Origin of the sequence: Stakelama pacifica (assembly GCF_004361835.1) — a bacterium.
GTDB classification, from domain to species: Bacteria; Pseudomonadota; Alphaproteobacteria; order Sphingomonadales; family Sphingomonadaceae; genus Sphingomonas; species Sphingomonas pacifica.
This window is the reverse complement of sequence record NZ_SNWD01000004.1, coordinates 109497-126842: the sequence shown is the minus strand read 5'-3', so window position 1 is coordinate 126842 and position 17346 is coordinate 109497. Positions and strand designations below refer to the sequence as shown.

Below are 17346 nucleotides of genomic sequence, written 5' to 3'. Positions count from 1 at the left end.
GAACGGAGTGCGGGCGATGGGCGCGCCGCGCGTATAGTCTTCGGCCAAACGGACGTCGCCCTTGCCTCAGCGCGAACAGCGGTGCCCCTCACACATCCGGGTCGATGCTGCTCCCCAGCGCGGCGTTGACCAGCCCGCCATCGACGGTGATGGTTTCCCCCACCACATAATCGCCCGCGCGGCTGGCGAGATAGATCGCGGCTGCCGCCATATCCTCATCGCTGCCGATCCGGCCTGCGGGGATCGCTTTCGCCACCTGATCGCCATGGTCGCGCGCTGCCTTGTTCATCCGGCTGGCAAAGGCACCGGGTGCGATCGAGGTGACGTTGATGAAATCGCGGATCAGCCGCGCGGCCATGCGTTTGGTCAGATAGATCAGCCCCGCCTTTGACGCGTGATAGCTGTACGTGTCCCACGGATTGAGGCGCTGGCCGTCGATCGAGCTGATGTTGATGACCTTGGCCGGCTGCTGCGCACTGCCTGCCGCCTTCAGCAGACCATGCAGCGCTTGCGTCAGGAAAAAGGGCGATTTCAGGTTGAGGTCCATGACCTTGTCCCAGCCCTGTTCGTCGAATTCCTCGAACGGCACGCCCCATGCCGCACCGGCATTGTTGACCAGAATGTCGAGCCGCTCCTCCCGCTCGGCAAGCAGCGCGGCGAGGCTGCGGCACCCCTCCACGGTCGAAATATCGTGCGGCAGTGCGATGCAATTCTCACCCAGTTCGCTCGCAGTCGCCTCACAATCCGCAACCTTGCGTGACGTGATATAGACCTTCGCGCCCTGAGCGATAAATCCTTCGGCGATCATCCGTCCGATCCCGCGCGAGCCGCCGGTGATGAGCGCGACGCGCCCATCGAGGCGAAACAGCCTTGCCGTGTCCATCATCTTCTCCTGTTCCCTTATTCGCCGCGTTTCAGCGTTTCGCGCGCGATGATCAGCTGCTGGATCTGGCTGGTGCCTTCATAGATGCGGAACAGGCGAACGTCGCGATACAGCCGTTCGATCCCGTAATCGGCGATATAGCCGGCACCGCCGTAAATCTGCACCGCGCGGTCGGCGACGCGCCCGACCATCTCGCTCGCATAATATTTGGCCGCTGCGCTTTCGAGGACGACATTCTCGCCCGCATCCTTTTTCGCTGCCGTCTCCAGCACCAGCGCGCGGGCAGCAAGCGCCTCGGTCTTCGAATCGGCGATCATCGCCTGAATCAGCTGATGCTCGGCGATCGGCTTGCCGAATTGCTGTCGCTCCTGCGCATAGGCGACGCTGTCGGCAATCAGCCGCTCGGCAAGCCCGACACACACGGCCGCGATGTGCAGGCGACCGCGATCGAGCACCTGCATCGCGATCTTGAAGCCCTGTCCTTCTTCACCCAGCCGGTTGGCGACGGGGACGGGAACCTCGTCGAGATTGAGGTCGGCGACCTTCGCACCCTTTTGCCCCATCTTTTTTTCGGGTTCGCCGATGCTGACGCCCGGCAGGTCGCGCGGGACCAGAAAGGCGGAGACACCGCGCCCGCCAGGTTCATCGCCGGTGCGCGCCATCACGGTGAACAGGTCGGCCTTATCGGCATTGGTGATGTACCGCTTGGTGCCCGACAATTTATACGTGTCGCCGTCGCGCACCGCGCGCGTCTTCACGTTGCCGCTGTCCGAACCGACATCGGGTTCGGTGAGCGCGAAGCTGGTGATGATCTCCCCGGTGGCGATTTTGGGGAGCCATTCGCGCTTCTGCTCGTCACTCCCGGCGATCACCAGACCCTGACTGCCGATGCCGACATTGGTCCCGAAGGCGGAGCGAAAAGCGGGCGTGGTGCGGCCAAGCTCCATCGCCACGCGCACCTCCTCTCCCATGGCCAGACCAAGCCCGCCATAGTCTTCGCCGATCGACAGGCCGAACAGGCCGAGTTGCCGCATCTCCTCGATCAGCTCAGACGGAATCGAATCCTCCGCTTCGACCCGTGCCTCCATCGGGCGAAGCCGTTCCGTAACGAATCGGCGTACCGTATCGATCAGCGCATCAAAGGTTTCGGCATCGAGCGCCATGGAAAACTCCTGTCCTAAAGCCATTAGCGGTTGGAAGTCCGCATATCTTTAAGACAGGCTATCGCCATACCCGATATTTGAAAAGGGGAGAATGGTGGCGAAGGTGAGGCGTGAAACGGAAATGCCCGCCGGGATCAAATCCCGACGGGCACCTTTCCTCCCCAGGAAACTGGTCGGCGCGGTTTACGCGCCGGTCATGCCCGGCTCATACTAGGCTGTATCCGCCCGGGCCCGCCGCACGATCGTCATTGCGAGCCCCGAAGGGGTACGGCAATCCAGAGCGTCGTGCGTGTTGCTCTGGATTGCTTCGTCGCTGCGCTTCTCGCGACGACGACATCAATGACTCGCGCCTGCCGCGGATTGGTATCAGCTATAGTTGCCGAGCCGGTGGTAGAGCGCTGCGACGCGAAGCGATTCCGGGCTGTCGGCCACTTTCTGCGCATAATCGGCCAGCGCCGCGCGCAGCAGGCGGAAATCGTCGGTCGAGAATAATGCGCGCGCCCGGGCGGGTTCGCGCGGCGGGATGGTGTCGGTCATCTCCATGATGCGTATCCTTTCCAATAACCCCTGTGCGTTGCAGAAATTCAGGGCAGAAATTCAGGGCAGAAATTCAGGCGGCTTCTTTTTTGAACTGATCCGCCTCGGTGCTTTCGGCGAGCGCCGTTGTCGAACTGGAGCCGCCGGACACCGCCTGCGCCACCATATCGAAATATCCGGTCCCGACTTCGCGCTGATGCCGGGTCGCGGTGTACCCATTGGCTTCGGCGGCGAATTCGGCCTGTTGCAGCTCCGAATAGGCTGCCATGCCCCGATCCTTATATCCGCGCGCCAGCTCGAACATGCCGTAATTGAGCTGGTGGAACCCGGCCAGAGTCACGAACTGGAACTTGTACCCCATCGCGCCGATTTCGCGCTGGAAGCGGGCAATGTCGTCCTTGTCCAGATTGGCCTCCCAGTTGAAGCTGGGTGAACAATTATACGCCAGCATCTTGTCGGGATATTCCTTCCTGATCGCCTCGGCAAAGCGGCGCGCATCGTCGAGGTTCGGCTTCGACGTTTCCCACCACAACAGGTCGGCATGTTCGGCAAAGGCCAGCCCGCGCTTGATGCAATGATCGACGCCGGTGCCTTCCTTCAGGCGATAAAAGCCCTCTGCGGTGCGTTCGCCGGTCAGAAATTCATGGTCGCGCTCGTCAATGTCCGACGTGATCAGCTTCGCGCTTTCGGCATCGGTGCGTGCGCAGATGATCGTCGGCACGCCCGACACATCGGCGGCAAGCCGTGCGCTGTCGAGATTGCGGATATGCGCCTGGGTGGGGATCAGCACCTTGCCGCCCAGATGGCCGCACTTCTTTTCCGCCGCCAGCTGATCTTCATAATGCACGCCCGCAGCGCCCGCCGCGATATAGGCCTTCATGATCTCGAAACAGTTGAGCGGGCCGCCAAAGCCTGCTTCTGCATCGGCGACGATCGGGGCGAACCAGTCGCGGCTCGCGCCGCCTTCGGAATGTTCGATCTGATCGGCGCGTTGTAGCGCATTGTTGATCCTGCGCGCCAGTTCAGGCCCGGCATTGGCGGGGTAGAGCGACTGATCGGGATACATCGCGCCAGCGGTATTGGCGTCGGCTGCAACCTGCCACCCGGACAGGTAGATTGCCTTCAGCCCGGCGCGCACCATCTGCATTGCCTGATTGCCCGACATGGCGCCCAGCGCGTTGATATAGTCTTCGGACCGGAGCAATTCCCACAGCTTGTTCGCGCCCTTGCGCGCCAGCGTGTGCTCGACCGCCACCGAACCGCGCAGCTTTGCGACATCGTCTGCCGTATAAGGGCGCGTGATGCCGTCGAAGCGCCCTTCCGGCGCGGGGACGAGTTCGGCGAAAGTCGTCATGTCCTGTCCTTCACATTTCGGTTCGGTCGGTCCCCGCCGTTCCGGGGTGACAGGAATTGAATAGCTGCCTTCGGACGGACAATACGAGTAATGTTTACAAAGAATCGCGTGGCGCTGTGGCCAAAACGACGATTAACCGTGTATAACTGTAAAGTATTTACAACGACGCGAAAGGGCGAGCCGGAATGGCAGACCGGAAATTATATGCGGGCCACGCGATCCGGCGACTGCGGCGAGGTAGCGGCCTTACACAGGCGGCCATGGCCGAAATGCTGGGTATCTCGGCAAGCTATCTCAACCTGATCGAGCGAAATCAGCGCCCGCTATCAGCAACCCTGTTGCTCGGTCTTGCAGAAAGCTTCGATTTCGATCCCCGGCGTTTTGCGGCAGAGGAACCGGGCGGCGGCGAAGGCGCGCTGCGCAAGCGTCTTGCCGATCCGATGTTCGCCGATCTGGAGATTGATCGCGACGAGCTTGCCGAATGGCTCGCTGCCGCGCCGGGCGGGGCGGAAGCCTTCGCCCGAGCGTATGACCGGATGGGGCAGGGCGTCGGCGGTGCGGCGGCCGAGGATGATCCGATCCTGCCGGTCCGGCGGGAGATTGAGCGCTGGCGCAATCACTTTGCCGATCTCGACGCGGCGGCGGAGGAGGTCGCCGACGAATTGCGGCTGGGGGCGGGCGATCTGTACGGCGCGATTTCCGAGCGGCTGCGCGTGCGCCACTCGATCGCAATCCGCATCCTGCCCGCCGATGTCATGCCCGGAACGCTGCGTCGGCTCGACCTGCATGCGCGCCAGCTTCAGATGTCGGAGCTGCTCGACCCGGCGTCGCGCACCTTTGCCGCCGCCTATCAGCTTGCCCAGAACGAAGCGCGCGAACAGATCGATGCGCTTGCCCGCGCCGCTGACCTGTCCTCGCGCGCGGGCGAACGCATGTATCGCCGCCATCTTGCCGGATATTGGGCTGCGGCGCTGATGATGCCCTATGGCCGGTTTCTGCGTGCGTGTGAAACGACCGGCTATGACATCGAATTGCTGCAACGCCGCTTCGGGGCGGGGTTCGAGCAGGTCGCGCATCGGCTGACGACACTCAGTCGGGTGGGCGCGCGGGGGCTGCCCTTTTTCATGATTCGCCTCGACCGGGCGGGGCAGGTCTCGAAACGCTATTCGGGGGCGAGCAATGCGCCGCTGGTCGAAGCCAATGGTCGCTGCCCCTTATGGCGCCTGCACCATGTATTCGACCGGCCGGGCAAGCTGATGGTGCAGCTTGTCGTGCTGGAAGATGACAGTCGCTGGCTTACTTTGTCGCGCACCGTCGCACCGCAGGGGCAGCGTTATGGCGGTGTCGGTGCTGAGTTCGCGGTCGGGCTGGGCGTCGAAGCGGGAATGGCCTCTCCGCTCGCTGCGGCGCAGGGGATCGATCTGGCGGGTGGCGCGACGCCGATCGGGCTTGGCTGCCGCGCCTGTTTCCGGCCCGAATGCCCACAGCGTTCCGCCCCGCCACTGGGCCGGGTGCTCACCGTCAACGAACGCGAACGCGGCGTATCGCCCTTTTCCTTCGCCGGGGATTGAGCCGGTCGGGGGAGGGCTGTTAGCCGCCGCCCGACAATCGGCACAACCGGCACAAGGAGCCCGCATGAAAACCCTGATCCGCGACTATCCCTATATCCATCTCGGCCTCGGCCTGATCGGCAACGCCATGTTCCTGATCGGATCGATCCTGTTCTTCAGGGAATTCGACGCCTGGTATCATGTCGCCGTCTGGCTCTTCGTGCTCGGCTCGGCGGGCATGCTGATCGGCGCACTGGGCAAGGCGGCGACCGACATCATCGACGCGCACGAACGCAGGCGCGGGAATGGGTAAGCGCGCTTACCCGCCCGCGTTGGTCAATCGTGCCAGCTGATCCTTGCTAAGCGCCACCTCCCAGCTGCCGATCAGCTCATCGAGCTGCTCTACGCTGGTTGCGCTGGCGATCGGCGCGGTGACGCCCTCCTGCGCCGCGAGCCAGGCAAGTGCGATCTGGGAAAGCGAGGCACCGGTTTCCTCTGCCACCTGATCCATCGCGGCCAGCATCGCAGGCCCATTGCCATCCAGAAAGCCTTCGACGCGGCTTCCCCGCGCGCTTTTCGAAAGATCGTCCCTGCTGCGATATTTGCCGGTCAGGAAACCCGAAGCGAGTCCGAAATAGGGCGCAACACCGATATTGTGCGTGATGCACAGATCCTGAAGCTCACCCTCGAACGACGTGCGGCTGAGCAGATTATATTCGGGTTGCAGGACATGATAATGCGGCAGGTCCTGCTGCGTGGCGAGGTCGATTGCCTGTTTCAGGCGAATCGCATGGAAGTTGGAGGCACCGAGCACGCGGACCTTGCCCGCCTCGATCAGCCGCGAAAACGCGCCCAGCACATCGGCCATTTCCTGCGAATCATCGTCCTGATGCGCGTAATATAAATCGATCCGGTCGGTCTTCAGCCGCTTGAGCGAGGCATCGCATGCCGCCGCGATTCGCGCGGGCGCCAGCCCTTCGCCGCCCTCGCCGGGGAGCATGCCGACTTTGGTGGCGATCAGCACCTTGTCGCGCTTGCCCGATCGTTCGAGCCATTCGCCGATCATGCTTTCGGATTCGCCGCCTGAATGGCCGTCGACCCATGCCGAATAGACATCGGCGGTGTCGATCATCGTGCCGCCAGCATCCACCCAGCGGTCGAGAATGGCGAAGCTTGTTTCCCGGTCGGCGGTCCATCCGAATACATTGCCGCCCAGGATCATCGGCGGGGTCTTAAGATCGGTTGCACCCAGGCTACGCATCTTCGTCATTTCGCACGCTCTCCATTTTGATCCCGACCGCCTGCGGGCTGACCGCATCGGCATTCAGCATGATCGCGGCGTCGCTGAGCGCCGCTGCATCGCTTTCGGACGTGCCGCCCGGCATCGCCTTTCCGCCGTCGCATGCGCAAAGCGGCAGGGCAAGCAGGGCGAGAAGCCAGGCGGCACGCATCACTGGTTACTCGGCATCGCCGTCAATGCGCTCGGCACCGTTTTCGATCGCGTTGCCCGCATTGTCCATCTTGTTCTCCGCCGCGCCGAACGCTTCGGCGCTGGCAGCGTCGATATCATTGACGGCCTTGTCGGTGGTGGCATCGGCGTCGGCTGCAATCGCATTGGCCGCTTCTGCCGATTCGTCCTGCGCCTTTTCCGAACATGCAGCGACGCCGAGCGCTGCGACCAGTCCAAGCGGAAGCGCGAATTTCTTGATCATGGTTTCCCTTTCCTGATGAGTGGCGACAGCGATTGCCCGTCGCCGACCCGTCCAAGGCTATAATTCCGTTCAACGGCTCGCAACCAACATGGCAGGAAGCCGTTCCCGCGTTGACCGCATATAAAGAAATCTTTATATGATGTGGCATGTCGATCGCTCTCGAAATCTTCCGTGCGCTTGCCGATGCGACGCGGCTCAGAATTCTCGGCCTGCTGCGCTCGATGGAGTTGTCGGTGGGCGAACTGGCGCAGGTGCTCGAACAGAGCCAGCCGCGCGTATCGCGCCATGTAAAGATATTGTGCGATGCCGGACTTGCCGAGCGGCGCAAGGAAGGAAGCTGGGTCTTCGTCACGCTGGGCGACGCAGCGCTGGTCGATCCGGTGCTTGCCGCACTGGATGCCTGGCATGACAGCGAAAGCGATGAAAGCGTCGCTGCCGATACCGCGCGGCTGGCTGCGGTGCGCGCTGATCGGGCGGCAGTGGCGACTCGCTGGTTCGAAGAACATGCGGGCGAATGGGATGCGATCCGTTCGCTCTATATCGCCGAATCGCAGGTCGAGGCTGCGATGCGCGATGCGCTGGGCAATGCGCCGATCGGGCGGCTGGTCGATATCGGCACGGGCACCGGGCGGATGCTCGAACTGTTCGCTCCCGCTGCCGAAAGCGCGATGGGCATCGATCGCAGTTCCGAAATGCTGCGCCTCGCCCGCGCCAAATTGTCGCAGCGCGGGCTCGACCATGCCGAGCTGCGTCAGGCCGATTTCTACGCGCTGCCCATCGACAGCGGCAGCGCCGATATGGTGATCCTTCACCATGTCCTGCATTATGCGCAGCAACCCGAAGCCGCGATCGGCGAAGCCTCGCGGGTGATGCAGCCGGGTGCTCGCCTGCTGATCGCCGACTTCGCCCCGCATAACCGCGAAGAGCTTCGCACGCGCGACGAACATGCGCGGCTCGGCTTTTCGGACACGCAAATATTGGGGTGGTTCGCCGAAGCCGGGCTCGACCCGATGCGTACCGATACGCTGGAGGGCGGCGAGCTCACCGTGAAACTCTGGCTCGCGCGCAAGCCCGGCGAGCCTGAAATTGAGAGGAAAGCAGCATGACGATCTCGGTCGACCAGCTAGAGGAGGCGCAGTTCGCGCTCGGTGCTCCGCTTTTCGCGGATATCGACGGCGATCTGGAGGTCAGTTTCGAATTCTTCCCGCCGAAGACGGAGAAGATGGAGGAAACGCTGTGGGAATCGGTTCGCACGCTCGAACCGCTCGGCCCCCGTTTCGTGTCGGTGACCTATGGCGCGGGCGGATCGACGCGCGCGCGCACGCATCAGACCGTCGAGCGTATCCAGCGCGAAACGTCGATGAACGCTGCCGCGCATCTCACCTGTGTCGAGGCATCGCGCGATGAGATCAATCAGGTCGCCGAAGAATATTGGGCGTCCGGCATCCGTCATATCGTCGCGCTGCGCGGCGATCCGCCCGAAGCGGGGCAGAAATTCGCTGCGCATCCCGATGGCTATGCCAATGCCGCCGAGCTGGTCGCGGGGCTGAAAAAACTGCACCCGTTCGAGATTTCGGTCGCTGCCTATCCCGAATGCCATCCCGATTCGAGCAATGTACAGGCCGATCTCGACAATCTGAAGCGCAAGCTGGATGCGGGCGCGAGCCGGGCGATCACGCAATTCTTCTTCACCCCCGAAGCGTTCTTCAAATTCCGCGACGCCGCCGCTGATCATGGCATCGATGCCGAGATCGTGCCCGGCATCCTGCCGATTTCGAATGTCGCACAGACGCGCAAATTCGCCGGAATCTGCGGCGCCGACATCCCCAAATGGATGGACCGTCTGTTCGAAGGGCTCGACGATCATCCCGGCGCGCGGCAGCTGGTCGCGGCGACGATCGCCGCCGAAATGTGCCGCAAACTCTATGCGGGCGGCGTGCGGCATTTCCATTTCTACACGCTCAACCGTGCCGAGCTTGCCTTTGCGATCTGCCACCTGCTGGGCATGCGCGCAAAGGACCGGGCAGGCGAGAAGGCGGCCTGAGCGATATCGTCGCCCCGGCGGAGGCCGGGGCCGCGCGGAACCCGCGTAACGGCAATTTCATGACGATCCCGGCCTTCGCCGGGATGACGAGGTAAGATGATGGCGACACCCCGCGAAAAACTGATGGCTGAAGCGCAAAAGCGCATCCTGATTTCGGACGGTGCGTTCGGCACCGAAATTCAGAACTGGAAGCTGAGCGAGGCAGACTATGCAGGCGATCTCGGCCTCTCCCATGAGCAAAAGGGCAATAACGACATCCTTGCGCTGACAAAGCCGGAGGTGCCCGAAGCGATCACCCGCGCTTATCTGGAGGCGGGATCGGATATCGTCGAAACCAACACCTTTTCCGCTAACCGGATCAGTCAGGCCGATTATGGTGCCGAACATCTGGTGCGCGAGATTAATATCGCATCGGCGCAGCTCGCCCGGAAAGCGTGCGATGAATTTGAGAGCAGGGACGGCCGCCCGCGCTTCGTCGCAGGGGCGATCGGCCCGACCAACAAGACGCTGTCGCTGTCGCCGGACGTCAACGATCCGGGCTATCGCGAAATCGATTTCGACTATCTGAAAGATGTGTATCGCGAACAGGTCGATGCGCTGGTCGAGGGCGGGGCCGACTTCATCCTGATCGAAACCGTGTTCGACACGCTGAATGCGAAAGCGGGCATCATGGCGGTGCTGGAAGCCGAACAGGCGCTTGGCCGCGACCTGCCCATCCAGTTGTCGATGACGCTGACCGATCTGTCGGGCCGCAACCTGTCGGGCCACACGGTCGAAGCATTCTGGCACGCGGTTCGCCATGCAAAGCCGCTGACGATCGGGCTCAACTGCTCGTTCGGGGCGGAGCAGCTCAAGCCGCATGTGAAATCGCTCAGCGCGATCTGCGACACGCTGATCATGGTCTATCCTAACGCAGGGTTGCCCAACGAACTGGGCGAATATGACGAAGCGCCCGAAACCACTGCGAAGCTGGTCGGCGAATGGGCGAAGAACGGTCAGGTCAACGTGCTTGGCGGTTGTTGCGGTTCCACCCCTGCGCATATCAAGGCGATGGCCGATGCGGTGAAGGGGATCGACCCGCGCGCCATTCCCGAAACGCCGCGCGTCACCCGGCTCGCGGGGCTTGAGCCCATGACCATGGCGGCCTGATCGTGAACCGCCACCCCGGTGAAGCCGGGGTCGCTGGCATGTTTTACCCGCGCTTTCGTGGCGCGAGATCCCGGCTTTCGCCAGGATGACGATTTAGGAACAGAATGACCCAATCCTCTTCGAACTTCGTGAATATCGGCGAGCGCACCAACGTCACCGGCTCGGCGCGCTTCAAGAAGCTCATCATGAACGGCGATTACACCGCCGCGATCGAGGTCGCGCGCAGCCAGGTCGAAAACGGCGCGCAGGTGATCGACGTCAATATGGACGAGGGGCTGCTCGATTCGAAAGCGGCGATGGAGACCTTCCTCAAGCTGATCGCCGCCGAACCCGATATCGCGCGCGTGCCGATCATGGTCGATTCGTCGAAATGGGAGGTGATCGAGGCGGGTCTGAAATGCGTATCGGGTAAGCCGATCGTCAATTCGATCAGCATGAAGGAAGGCGAAGCGCCGTTCCTCGAATCCGCGCGCAAATGCATGGCCTATGGCGCGGCCGTGGTCGTCATGGCGTTCGACGAACAGGGGCAGGCGGATACCGAGGATCGCAAGGTCGAGATTTGCGAGCGCGCCTACAAACTGCTCACCGATATCGGTTTCCCGCCAGAGGATATCATCTTCGACCCCAATGTGTTCGCGGTCGCAACCGGCATCGAAGAGCACAACAATTACGGCGTCGATTTTATCGAGGCGGTGAAGCGCATCAGGAAGAGCTGCCCGCACGTCCATTTTTCGGGCGGCCTGTCGAACCTGTCGTTCAGCTTTCGCGGCAACGAGCCGGTGCGCCGCGCGATGCATTCGGTGTTCCTCTACCACGCCATCCCCGCCGGACTGGACATGGCGATCGTCAATGCGGGCCAGCTCGACATTTACGACGATATCGATGCCAAGCTTCGCGACGCGGTGGAGGATGTCATCCTCAACCGCGACCCCGAAGCGGGCGAGCGGCTGGTCGAACTCGCCGAAAGCTATCGCGACAGCGATCCGGTGGCGGAGAAAAAGGCCGCCGAATGGCGCGGCTGGGCGGTCGAGAAACGGCTCGAACATGCGCTGGTCAAGGGCATCGACGCGCATGTCATCGACGATACCGAGGAGCTTCGGCAAGCGGTCGCAGAGCGCGGTGGTCGCCCGATCGAAGTGATCGAAGGGCCACTAATGGACGGGATGAACGTCGTCGGCGACCTGTTCGGATCGGGCAAGATGTTCCTGCCGCAGGTGGTGAAATCCGCGCGCGTGATGAAAAAGGCGGTCGCGCATCTCTTCCCCTATATCGAGGCGGAGAAGGACGAAAATTCACGCGGTAAGGGCAAGATCGTCCTCGCCACGGTGAAGGGCGATGTCCACGATATCGGCAAGAATATCGTCGGCGTCGTGCTGCAATGTAACGGGTTCGACGTGGTCGATCTGGGCGTCATGGTGCCCTGGTCGAAGATTCTTGAAACGGCGCGCGAGGAAGACGCCGATATGGTCGGCCTGTCGGGCCTCATCACCCCGTCGCTCGACGAAATGGTGACAGTTGCCGAGGAAATGCAGGAGGCAGGCATGACCATGCCGCTGCTGATTGGCGGGGCGACCACGTCGAAAGTCCATACCGCGCTGAAAATCGCGCCTGCTTATACCGGCCCCACGGTCCATGTGCTCGATGCGAGCCGCGCAGTCGGTGTCGCGACCAATCTGGTCAGCGACAGCCAGCGCGATCCCTATGTCGCCAAAATCGCCGAAGAATATGAAGCGGTTCGCGAGGCCCGTGCGAACAAGGGCCAGTCGAAACTGGTATCGATCGAGGAAGCGCGCGCCAACGGCTTCACCATCGATCCGGCGCTCAAACCGCCTGCGCCCAAAAAGCCGGGGCTGCACATCTATCCCGACTGGGACCTTGCCGATCTACGCGACTATATCGACTGGACGCCCTTCTTCCGCTCTTGGGAGCTGGCGGGCACCTATCCCGCGATCCTTGAAGATGACGTGGTCGGCGAGAGCGCGACCAGCCTGTTCAACGATGCGCAGAAGATGCTCGACACGATCATCGCTGAAAAGTGGCTGACCGCGAAGGGGGTGGCGGCGCTCTGGCCCTGCCATCGCGACGGCGACGATGTGGTGATCCACCATTATCATGTCGAGGATCACGTCAGTAAGGACGGCGCGAGTTTCGGCCAGCATTCGGATGATATTCCCGATCTCGACCGCACCAATGAACGCAGCATCCGGATGCCGTTCCTGCGTCAGCAGATCAACAAGCGCGAGGGCCGGGCGAATATGTGCCTTGCCGACTTCATCACCGAAGAACCCGACTGGATCGGCGGCTTCGCGGTGACCGCAGGCCATGGCATTGACGAACATTCGAAGCGGTTCCGGGAAGCGCATGACGATTATTCGGACATTTTGCTGAAAGCGCTCGCCGACCGCCTTGCCGAAGCCTTTGCCGAGCGGATGCATCTCCATGTCCGCCGCGACCTATGGGGCTATGCGCAGGGAGAGCAGCTGACCAACGAGGCGCTCATCAAGGAGGAATATCGCGGCATCCGTCCGGCGCCCGGCTATCCCGCCTGTCCCGATCACAGCGAAAAACCGATGCTGTTCGAGATGCTCGGCGCGACCGAACATACCGGCATCACGCTTACCGAGAGCTTCGCGATGCTTCCCACGGCGGCAGTGTCGGGATTTTATTTCGGCCATCCGCAGGCAAGCTATTTCGGCGTCGCCCGCGTGGGTGAGGATCAGGTCGAGGATTATGCCCGGCGGCGCAATGTCAGCCTCGAACAGGCAAAGCGCTGGCTTCGTCCCAATCTCGACTAGGCCGGAGCCATTTGTTGCTTACACCAGAATAAACCATTCTCTCATAACGGTTTAAGTTTCGACTTCATCTTTTCGTTGCTATAATTGCGGTGGGACAAAGGGGGATGCCGAAGTCGAGGTGCGATGTGGCAATTGCCCCTTTCCAGGTACAGGGCGGATCTGGATGCTTTCGACCATACGTAGTTACGAACCGGACGATTTCGATGCGGTCGACCGACTTTGGAAAGAATGTTTTCCGGGCGCGCCTGTGCGCAACCACGCCGAGCATGCAATTCCCGCGAAACTATGGGCGGGCGATGACCTGTTCATTGTCGCGCAGGGGGAAGGCGGTGGGATTATCGGCACGGTCATGGCGGGATATGACGGCCATCGCGGCTGGATTTATGCCGTCGCCGTCGATTCGCGCTGTCGTCGTCAGGGGATCGGGGCGGCGCTGGTCCGCGCGGCCGAAGAGCGGCTGATCGCGCTTGGCTGTATGAAGATCAATCTTCAGATTCACAGCGACAATGCCGCGGTCGCCCGCTTTTACTACCGGATCGGCTATGCGCTCGAACAGCGGATCAGCATGGGCAAGCAAATCCATCGCTGATCCGGCCCGAACCGGCGCTGCGGGCGCTGGCGAAACCGCGCGTCAGGCGTTAACGCTCGCGCGCATGAACGCTAATTCCCCGCTTTGCCTGCGGCTCGATTCCGAAGCTTTGGTCTCCAACTGGCGCGCGCTCGACCGGATGAGCGGCAGTGCCGCATGCGGCGCGGCGGTAAAGGCGGACGGCTATGGCCTTGGCGCTGAGGCGGTCGTGCGGCGACTGACCGAAGCGGGCTGCCGCGATTTCTTCGTGGCGACCTGGGCGGAGGCGGAGCGGCTTCGCGGGCTCGCCCCGTCGCTTTCGGTGCTCCATGGCGTGCGTGCAGGCGATATGGCGGCGGCGCTGGAAAGCGATGCGCGGCCCGTTTTGTGTACACCGGAGCAGGTCCTGCGCTGGAAGGATGCGGGCGGGGGACCATGCGACGTGATGGTCGATACGGGGATGAACCGGTTGGGCATTTCGCCCGAGGATGCGGTTTCGGGCCTGCTCGACGGGCTCGCACTCGAAACGCTGATCAGCCATCTTGCCTGTGCCGATGAGGATTCGCCGATGAACGCGGTGCAGCGCGCGCGTTTCGCCGCGCTGGCGGGGCGTACGCCGGCGCGGCGGATGAGCCTTGCCAATAGCTGCGGAATCGCGCTCGGCAGCGGCTTTCATTTCGACCTCGTCCGCCCCGGAATCGCGCTGTACGGCGGTGCGCTGGTGCCCGCACTCGCTCCCGTCGTGCGTCAGGTGGTGCAGCCGCGCGCCGAGATATTGCAGCGTCGCCGGGTCGCTGCCGGAGAAAGCGTGGGCTATAACGCCATCTGGCGAGCAGAGGCGGATACCGAGGTCGCGATCCTCAATATCGGCTATGCCGACGGCTATTTTCGCGCGTTTTCGAATAGCGGCGCTGCATTTGAGCACGGCCGGACCCTGCCGGTGATCGGGCGGGTGTCGATGGACCTGACCGCGATCCGGGTCGATGCCGCCCCGCATCTGGCCGAGGGCGACCGGGTCGATATCGACTTTGCGCTTATGGATGCCGCGCGGCAGAGCGGCATGTCGCCGTATGAGTTGCTGACCGCGATGGGACAGCGCTATTCGCGCCAATGGAGCGAATAGCGCCGTCGCCCGACGCGATACCTATAGCATCGTATAGTTTGAGCGGGGCGTGCTCTCCCCGATCGTCATCGCGAGACGCGAAGCGACGAAGCGATCCGGTGTCGCGCGGGACGCTTCCGGATTGCCGCGCCGCTGCGGGGGCTCCACCATGACGATCGTACGTAGCAGATAGCTTACCGCTCCAGACACATGGCGATGCCCATGCCGCCGCCGATGCAGAGGGTTGCGAGGCCCTTTTTCGCATCGCGCTTCTGCATTTCATAGAGCAGCGTGGTGAGGATGCGCGCGCCACTCGCGCCGATCGGATGGCCGATCGCGATCGCGCCGCCGTTGACGTTCACCTTGTCGGCGTCCCAGCCCATATCCTTGCCCACGGCAAGCGCCTGCGCGGCAAAGGCTTCGTTCGCCTCGATAAGGTCGAGATCGCCGACCGACCAGCCCGCTTTCTCCAGCGCGCGGCGGCTCGCCGGGACCGGGCCGATGCCCATGATCGACGGATCGACCCCGCACGACGCCCAGCTCGCAATGCGCGCGAGCACCGGCGCGCCGCGCTTTTCGGCCTCCTCGGCGCTCATCACCACCAGCGCTGCGGCGCCGTCATTGAGCCCGCTGGCATTGGCGGCGGTGACCGTGCCGTCCTTTTTGAAGGCAGGGCGCAGGCCCGATACGCCTTCTACCGTCGCACCGGCGCGGATATATTCGTCGTCCTCGACCACCGTGTCGCCCTTGCGGCCCTTGACCGTGACGGGCGTGATTTCATCCTTGAAGCGCCCATCGCCGCGCGCCTTCTCGGCCAGATTTTGCGAACGCACCGCGAATGCGTCCTGATCGCCGCGCGAAATATCGTATTTCTCGGCGAGATTCTCAGCGGTGATGCCCATATGATAGCCGTTGAACACATCGGTCAGGCCATCCTTGATCATCGTGTCGATCAGGCTGACATCGCCCATCTTGGCGCCCTGACGCAGCGTCTGGGCATGCGCCGACATCGACATGCTTTCCTGCCCGCCCGCGACGATGATTCGCGCATCCCCGGCGGCAATCGCCTGATAGGCGAGCGCGACCGTGCGCAGCCCCGATCCGCAGACCTGATTGACGCCCCATGCGGGTACTTCCTTGGGGATGCCCGCCGCCATCGACGCCTGACGCGCCGGGTTCTGACCCTGTGCGGCGGTCAGCACCTGTCCCAGAATGACCTCATTGACGTCTTCCCCGGAAATCCCGGCCTGTGCCAGCGCGGCCTCGATCGCGCTGCGCCCCAGTTCATGGGCGGGAACGCCCGCAAAGGCGCCCAGAAAGCTGCCCACGGGAGTGCGCTTGGCGGCGGTAATCACGATATCTGGCATGGAATTCTCCGGCAGTCGTTATGATCTTCGGTTCGCTACTTAGTAAGAACGCGGCCGCGTATCCAGTCGCGCAGCGGCAGCCACAGCACTTCGCGCCGCCGGCCGCCGATCACCATCCCCACATGGCCCGCGCCGGTCATATGGCGATCGGCGAGCCCGACCGCACTGGCATGGGGGACGATGCGGTCGCTGGTCGATACGAATTCGATCGTCGGAATATCGAGCGCCAGCGGATCGATGTGCATCCCCGCCACCTGCCAGCGTCCCGTTCCGGGAAGGTCAGCGGCATAGAATTGATCGAACATCTGTTGCCCTGCGGCGTAGGTGAGCGGCGCACCGCCATTCGCCCAGTCCTCCAGCGTGACGAAGCTGCGCGCCTGTGCGCTGTCGGGGGCAAGCTCGGCAAAGCGTTCGAACTTGCGCACGGTGCGCGCCGGATCGAGCCGCCAGAACCCTGCCTGCAACACCTCCATGGGAACGAGGCCGAGCGCGCGGCAGATCGGCTCGGCGCTTGCCCAGAGCGAATCGATATTGTCGAGCGCGTCCGCGCCATAGCCCACGAACCGCCAGGGCGAGGCGATCATGGCGAGTCCGCGCACGCGATGCAGCGCCGCCGCTGCCGCGGCGATCGTCCCGCCAAGGCAATAGCCGACCAGAATCGGCTGCTGGTCGAGCGCCTGCAGCACCGGGATCAGCAATTCGGTGACATGGCGGTTCACATCCTGATCGTCGCGGCCGGCGACCGGATCGCCCCAATCGACCAGCATCGGGCGCAGGTCGCGGTGTCGGGCAAGCCAGCGCAGCAGCGAGGCACCGCGCAGATCGAGGATTTCGGGCGGATTGATCAGCGATGGGACGAATACCACCGGCACACCGCTGGTTGCGCTGCCATAATCGCGCAAACTGGCCCGTCCGGCGCGGGCGATCGCCGGGCGCGGTGTGCGCGGCCGTCCGCGCCGGGCGTTCTGATAGCGCGAAAGGCCTTTCAGCGCCGCAGCGAGCCGTTCGGGCGACCCGGCGGTCTCCTCCCGCACCATTTGCAGGAACATCGGCAACGGACGCGGTCCGTGTTGCGGCGCATCATTATTCGGTGTTAGATGATGATCAGACACTATTGAGGAC

At 63.0% G+C, this 17346-nt stretch carries 17 protein-coding genes; 8 read left to right on the top strand and 9 right to left on the bottom strand.

The annotated features are described in order from the left end of the window. Positions 1–88 precede the first annotated feature (88 nt). The 4 genes from EV664_RS08140 to aceA form a co-directional block, all read right to left on the bottom strand. Positions 89–883, bottom strand: a complete 795-nt coding sequence (locus EV664_RS08140) for an SDR family oxidoreductase (RefSeq protein ID WP_133495346.1) — start codon at positions 881–883, stop codon at positions 89–91. A gap of 17 nt (positions 884–900) precedes the next feature. Continuing rightward, positions 901–2046, bottom strand: coding sequence for an acyl-CoA dehydrogenase family protein (locus tag EV664_RS08135; protein WP_133495196.1), 1146 nt, complete (start codon positions 2044–2046; stop codon positions 901–903). Positions 2047–2412: 366 nt separating this feature from the next. Continuing rightward, positions 2413–2589, bottom strand: a complete 177-nt coding sequence (locus tag EV664_RS19190; RefSeq protein ID WP_162848798.1) for a hypothetical protein — start codon at positions 2587–2589, stop codon at positions 2413–2415. Positions 2590–2656: 67 nt separating this feature from the next. After that, the gene (gene aceA, locus EV664_RS08130) at positions 2657–3937 is read right to left on the bottom strand and encodes an isocitrate lyase (protein WP_133495195.1); all 1281 of its coding nucleotides are present in this window, start codon (positions 3935–3937) and stop codon (positions 2657–2659) included. Between the two features lie 185 nt (positions 3938–4122). On the opposite strand from aceA, the gene EV664_RS08125 reads away from it, so the two are divergent. After that, positions 4123–5508: a helix-turn-helix domain-containing protein gene (locus EV664_RS08125; protein ID WP_133495194.1), complete on the top strand. Its 1386-nt coding sequence runs from the start codon at positions 4123–4125 to the stop codon at positions 5506–5508. A 64-nt stretch (positions 5509–5572) separates the two neighbouring features. Then, positions 5573–5800 carry a YrhK family protein gene (locus tag EV664_RS08120; protein WP_133495193.1) on the top strand — a complete coding sequence of 76 codons (228 nt, stop codon included), beginning with the start codon at positions 5573–5575 and terminating at the stop codon, positions 5798–5800. Positions 5801–5806: 6 nt separating this feature from the next. Here EV664_RS08120 and EV664_RS08115 read toward each other — a convergent pair whose 3' ends face one another. Genes EV664_RS08115 through EV664_RS08105 form a run of 3 tightly spaced genes read right to left on the bottom strand, consistent with a single transcriptional unit; the run spans position 5807 to position 7199 of the window. Beyond that, the gene (locus EV664_RS08115; protein WP_133495192.1) at positions 5807–6757 is read right to left on the bottom strand and encodes an aldo/keto reductase; all 951 of its coding nucleotides are present in this window, start codon (positions 6755–6757) and stop codon (positions 5807–5809) included. Further along, positions 6741–6941, bottom strand: a complete 201-nt coding sequence (locus tag EV664_RS08110; RefSeq protein WP_133495191.1) for a hypothetical protein — start codon at positions 6939–6941, stop codon at positions 6741–6743. The genes EV664_RS08115 and EV664_RS08110 overlap by 17 nt, the downstream gene beginning before the upstream one ends. A 3-nt stretch (positions 6942–6944) precedes the next feature. Then, the gene (locus EV664_RS08105; protein ID WP_133495190.1) at positions 6945–7199 is read right to left on the bottom strand and encodes a hypothetical protein; all 255 of its coding nucleotides are present in this window, start codon (positions 7197–7199) and stop codon (positions 6945–6947) included. A 146-nt stretch (positions 7200–7345) separates the two neighbouring features. On the opposite strand from EV664_RS08105, the gene EV664_RS08100 reads away from it, so the two are divergent. The 6 genes from EV664_RS08100 to alr all read left to right on the top strand — a co-directional run bounded on the left by EV664_RS08100 (position 7346) and on the right by alr (position 14878). Beyond that, positions 7346–8305, top strand: a complete 960-nt coding sequence (locus EV664_RS08100) for an ArsR/SmtB family transcription factor (protein WP_133495189.1) — start codon at positions 7346–7348, stop codon at positions 8303–8305. Beyond that, on the top strand, positions 8302–9243 hold the full coding sequence (gene metF / locus EV664_RS08095) for a methylenetetrahydrofolate reductase (protein ID WP_133495188.1): 942 nt from the start codon (positions 8302–8304) through the stop codon (positions 9241–9243). The genes EV664_RS08100 and metF overlap by 4 nt, the downstream gene beginning before the upstream one ends. A 99-nt stretch (positions 9244–9342) precedes the next feature. After that, positions 9343–10392, top strand: a complete 1050-nt coding sequence (locus EV664_RS08090; protein ID WP_133495345.1) for a homocysteine S-methyltransferase family protein — start codon at positions 9343–9345, stop codon at positions 10390–10392. A 104-nt stretch (positions 10393–10496) separates the two neighbouring features. After that, positions 10497–13187, top strand: coding sequence for a methionine synthase (gene metH, locus EV664_RS08085; RefSeq protein ID WP_133495187.1), 2691 nt, complete (start codon positions 10497–10499; stop codon positions 13185–13187). 163 nt (positions 13188–13350) lie between these two features. Then, entirely contained in the window at positions 13351–13776 is a 426-nt protein-coding gene (locus EV664_RS08080; protein WP_133495186.1) for a GNAT family acetyltransferase, read from the top strand. Between the two features lie 64 nt (positions 13777–13840). Further along, positions 13841–14878: an alanine racemase gene (gene alr, locus EV664_RS08075; RefSeq protein ID WP_133495185.1), complete on the top strand. Its 1038-nt coding sequence runs from the start codon at positions 13841–13843 to the stop codon at positions 14876–14878. Between the two features lie 173 nt (positions 14879–15051). Here alr and EV664_RS08070 read toward each other — a convergent pair whose 3' ends face one another. Together EV664_RS08070 and EV664_RS08065 are read right to left on the bottom strand one after the other, a co-directional pair. Continuing rightward, a complete protein-coding gene (locus tag EV664_RS08070; protein ID WP_133495184.1) occupies positions 15052–16224 on the bottom strand; it encodes an acetyl-CoA C-acetyltransferase in 1173 nt (390 codons plus the stop codon). A gap of 35 nt (positions 16225–16259) precedes the next feature. Then, positions 16260–17273 carry an alpha/beta fold hydrolase gene (locus tag EV664_RS08065; protein WP_162848804.1) on the bottom strand — a complete coding sequence of 338 codons (1014 nt, stop codon included), beginning with the start codon at positions 17271–17273 and terminating at the stop codon, positions 16260–16262. Between the last annotated feature and the right edge of the window lie 73 nt (positions 17274–17346).

Coding starts and splice junctions, on each gene's coding strand:
- EV664_RS08140 (WP_133495346.1), bottom strand. CDS start 883: ATGGACACGGCAAGGCTGTTTCGCCTCGATGGGCGCGTCGCGCTCATC.
- EV664_RS08135 (WP_133495196.1), bottom strand. CDS start 2,046: ATGGCGCTCGATGCCGAAACCTTTGATGCGCTGATCGATACGGTACGC.
- EV664_RS19190 (WP_162848798.1), bottom strand. CDS start 2,589: ATGGAGATGACCGACACCATCCCGCCGCGCGAACCCGCCCGGGCGCGC.
- aceA (WP_133495195.1), bottom strand. CDS start 3,937: ATGACGACTTTCGCCGAACTCGTCCCCGCGCCGGAAGGGCGCTTCGAC.
- EV664_RS08125 (WP_133495194.1), top strand. CDS start 4,123: ATGGCAGACCGGAAATTATATGCGGGCCACGCGATCCGGCGACTGCGG.
- EV664_RS08120 (WP_133495193.1), top strand. CDS start 5,573: ATGAAAACCCTGATCCGCGACTATCCCTATATCCATCTCGGCCTCGGC.
- EV664_RS08115 (WP_133495192.1), bottom strand. CDS start 6,757: ATGACGAAGATGCGTAGCCTGGGTGCAACCGATCTTAAGACCCCGCCG.
- EV664_RS08105 (WP_133495190.1), bottom strand. CDS start 7,199: ATGATCAAGAAATTCGCGCTTCCGCTTGGACTGGTCGCAGCGCTCGGC.
- EV664_RS08100 (WP_133495189.1), top strand. CDS start 7,346: ATGTCGATCGCTCTCGAAATCTTCCGTGCGCTTGCCGATGCGACGCGG.
- metF (WP_133495188.1), top strand. CDS start 8,302: ATGACGATCTCGGTCGACCAGCTAGAGGAGGCGCAGTTCGCGCTCGGT.
- EV664_RS08090 (WP_133495345.1), top strand. CDS start 9,343: ATGGCGACACCCCGCGAAAAACTGATGGCTGAAGCGCAAAAGCGCATC.
- metH (WP_133495187.1), top strand. CDS start 10,497: ATGACCCAATCCTCTTCGAACTTCGTGAATATCGGCGAGCGCACCAAC.
- EV664_RS08080 (WP_133495186.1), top strand. CDS start 13,351: ATGCTTTCGACCATACGTAGTTACGAACCGGACGATTTCGATGCGGTC.
- alr (WP_133495185.1), top strand. CDS start 13,841: ATGAACGCTAATTCCCCGCTTTGCCTGCGGCTCGATTCCGAAGCTTTG.
- EV664_RS08070 (WP_133495184.1), bottom strand. CDS start 16,224: ATGCCAGATATCGTGATTACCGCCGCCAAGCGCACTCCCGTGGGCAGC.
- EV664_RS08065 (WP_162848804.1), bottom strand. CDS start 17,273: ATGTTCCTGCAAATGGTGCGGGAGGAGACCGCCGGGTCGCCCGAACGG.